At 66.4% G+C, this 3,073-nt stretch carries 3 protein-coding genes; all 3 read left to right on the forward strand.

Going from position 1 to position 3,073, the window contains the following annotated elements; all coding sequences use genetic code 11:
* Nucleotides 1-108: 108 nt before the first annotated feature.
* The 3 genes from FNH08_RS47890 to pstA are packed head-to-tail and all read left to right on the forward strand — an operon-like array spanning nucleotide 109 to nucleotide 2,956.
* Complete coding sequence (locus FNH08_RS47890; RefSeq protein WP_322726601.1) at nucleotides 109-1,098, forward strand: PstS family phosphate ABC transporter substrate-binding protein; 990 nt, start codon at nucleotides 109-111, stop codon at nucleotides 1,096-1,098.
* The gene (gene pstC / locus FNH08_RS47895; RefSeq protein WP_152778180.1) at nucleotides 1,095-2,045 is read left to right on the forward strand and encodes a phosphate ABC transporter permease subunit PstC; all 951 of its coding nucleotides are present in this window, start codon (nucleotides 1,095-1,097) and stop codon (nucleotides 2,043-2,045) included. The genes FNH08_RS47890 and pstC overlap by 4 nt, the downstream gene beginning before the upstream one ends.
* Nucleotides 2,045-2,956, forward strand: coding sequence for a phosphate ABC transporter permease PstA (gene pstA, locus FNH08_RS47900; protein WP_152778181.1), 912 nt, complete (start codon nucleotides 2,045-2,047; stop codon nucleotides 2,954-2,956). Before pstC ends, pstA begins: the two co-directional genes overlap by 1 nt.
* The last annotated feature ends 117 nt before the right edge of the window (nucleotides 2,957-3,073 follow it).

The following is a 3,073-nucleotide window of genomic DNA, read 5'->3' on the forward strand; positions in this document are numbered from 1 at the left end:
GGCTGGTGGGGGTGTGGGTTTCTATTGAATTGCTCAAGTAGTGCACTTTGTTCTCTTGGCCCATATTGGGAAACGGAGTGGCGGGCGACACAAGGAACGGGGAGCCACGTGAGGATCCACATTTCGTTGCGCAGGTCCATGGTCCCTGGGGCGCTGGTCGGTGCCGCATTGCTGACGGCGGGTGCGTGTGGTGGTTCCACCGGTACCGGCGCCTCCGCCGCCGACGAGGAGGTCGAGGGCGATCTGTCCGGCACCATCCGGGTGGACGGGTCCAGCACCGTGGCCCCGCTCACCACGGTGGCGGCTCAGCTGTTCCAGGGGCAGAACCCCAATGTCAGGGTGACCGTGGGTACCTCCGGCACGGGTGGTGGGTTCGAGAAGTTCTGCGCGGGCGAAACCGACATCAACGATGCCTCGCGTCCGATCGAGACCGACGAGAAGACGGACTGCGAGGACAACAACATCGCGTACGCGCAGCTCCAGATCGCCAACGACGGGCTGTCGGTCGTGGTCAACAAGGACAACGACTGGGCCCAATGCCTGACCGTCGCTCAGCTGAAGAAGATCTGGGAGCCCGGCTCGAAGGTCACCAACTGGAACCAGGTCGACTCCAAGTTCCCGGACGAGAAACTGGAGCTGTTCGGCCCCGGTACCGACTCGGGCACCTTCGACTACTTCACCGAGACCATCAACGGTGAGGAGGGCGCCTCCCGTACGGACTACTCGCCGAGCGAGGACGACAACGTCACCGTGCAGGGCGTGTCCGGTTCCAAGGGCGGCATGGGCTACTTCGGGCTGTCGTACTACGAGGAGAACAAGGACGACCTGAAGATCCTGAAGATCAACGACGGTGACGGCTGCGTCGAGCCCACCACCGAGACCGTGCAGAACGGCACCTACAAGCCCCTGTCCCGGCCGCTGTTCATCTACCCGAAGGGGTCCTCGCTGGACAAGGCGGAAGTCGAGGGGTTCGTCGACTACTACGTCGAGAACAACGCCGACATCGCCGAGAAGGCCCAGTTCGTGCCCCTGAACAGCAAGCAGGAGAGCACGCTGAACAGCGAGTGGAACAAGCTGAGGGAGCAGCACACTTCATGACCCCCGCGGGCGTCCGGCGCAGGGCCGCCCCGGGAAGCTCCGGTTTCCTGAGGCGGTCCCAGCCACGCTATGTCGAGAAGGTGGTCAAGGTCCTGCTGGTGGCCGCCTCGCTGGTCTCGGTGCTCACCACCGTCGGCATCGTCATCGCGCTCATCCCGCCCTCCGTCGAGTTCTTCGGCAAGGTGAGCTTCGGCGACTTCATCACCGGCACCGACTGGTCCCCGCTGTTCAAACCGGCGAGCTTCGGCGTCCTGCCCCTGGTCACCGGCACGCTCGTGATCACCTTGATCGCGCTGGTGGTCGCCGTACCGCTGGGCCTGGGCGCGGCGGTGTACCTGAGCGAGTACGCCAGGCCCAGGGTCCGCTCGTTCTTCAAGCCGATCCTGGAGGTCCTCGCCGGGATCCCCACCGTCGTGTACGGCTTCTTCGCCCTGCAAGCCGTCACCCCGCTGCTGCAGGACATCTGGCCCGGCGGTGACGGCCCGGAGGTCTTCAACGCCCTCTCGGCGGGCTTCGTCATGGGCATCATGATCATCCCGACGATCGCCTCGCTCTCCGAGGACGCCATGAACGCCGTACCGAACGAGCTGCGCGACGGCGGGTACGCGCTCGGGTCGTCCCGTATGCAGGTCTCCACCCGGGTCGTCTTCCCGGCCGCGCTGTCCGGCATCGTCGCCGCCATCGTGCTCGGCGTCTCACGTGCGATCGGCGAGACGTTGATCGTGGCGATCGCCGCGGGCGGGCGTCCCAATCTGTCCTTCAACCCGCTCGAAGGCATGCAGACCATGACCGCGTTCATCGCGGCCGCCGGCATCGGCGACCTGCCGACCGGTTCCATCGGCTATCAGACGATCTTCGCGGTGGGCACGCTGCTCTTCGTCATGACGCTGGTGATGAACCTGGTCAGCATTCGCCTGGTGCGCAAGTACCGGCAGGTGTACGAGTGATGGGCACCCCCGTGCACGACGAGCGGCCGGAGGCCGGCGTACCGGAGGCGCCCCGGCTCAGGAGCGACGGCACCCCGTGGCGGGAGAGGCTGTTCCAGCTCGGCCTGTGGGCCTCGCTCGCCGTCGGTGTGGTCTTCCTCGGCTGTCTGCTCGTGTACGTCGTGGTGGAGGCATGGCCCCGGCTGGACCTGCGGATCCTGACGAACTTCCCCGACATCATCGACCCCTCCAAGGCCGGCGCCCAGTCGGCGATCATGGGCACCATCTGGGTGATCGCCTTCACCGGGCTGTTCTGCCTGCCCATCGGGTTTCTCACCGCCATCCACCTGGAGGAGTACGCCGACCCGGAGCGCTGGTGGAACCGCGCGATCGAGATCAACATCCAGAACCTGGCGGCGATCCCGTCGATCGTCTACGGCATCCTCGGGCTCGGCATCATCTCCCGCGGACTCGGCTTCGGGCAGACCGTGCTGACCGCCGCGCTCACCCTGTCGCTGCTGGTCCTGCCCACGGTGATCATCGCCGCACGGGAGGCGATCCGGGCCGTACCGTCGTCGATCCGTGAGGCGTCGCTGGCGCTGGGTGCCACCCACTGGCAGACCATCTGGCGCCAGGTGCTGCCCGCGGCCGTGCCCGGTATGGCCACCGGCTCGATCCTCGCCCTGTCCCGGGCCATCGGTGAGGCGGCGCCGTTGCTGCTGCTCGGCGGACTGACCTTCATCACCTTCAACCCGAGCGGTCCGGACAGTGCCTTCACCGTGCTGCCCATTCAGATCTTCAACTGGATCAGCCAGTCCCGTGCGGAGTTCGTCTCACTCGCCGCCGCCGCGATCGTGATCCTCCTGGTGATCCTGCTGGCCATGAACGCCCTGGCCATCTGGCTCCGCAACCACTACTCCCACCGCTGGTGACCCCGCCATGACCCCACAGACCTCCCGATTCCTCCAACGCCTTCGTGAACGGGGTGCTCTCCGGCGCTCGCGGGCGGCTAACGCTGCGTCCTCTGCTTCCCCCGCCTCCCCTGCCTC

It is taken from the genome of Streptomyces spongiae (assembly GCF_009377185.1).
Lineage (GTDB): Bacteria > Actinomycetota > Actinomycetes > Streptomycetales > Streptomycetaceae > Streptomyces > Streptomyces spongiae.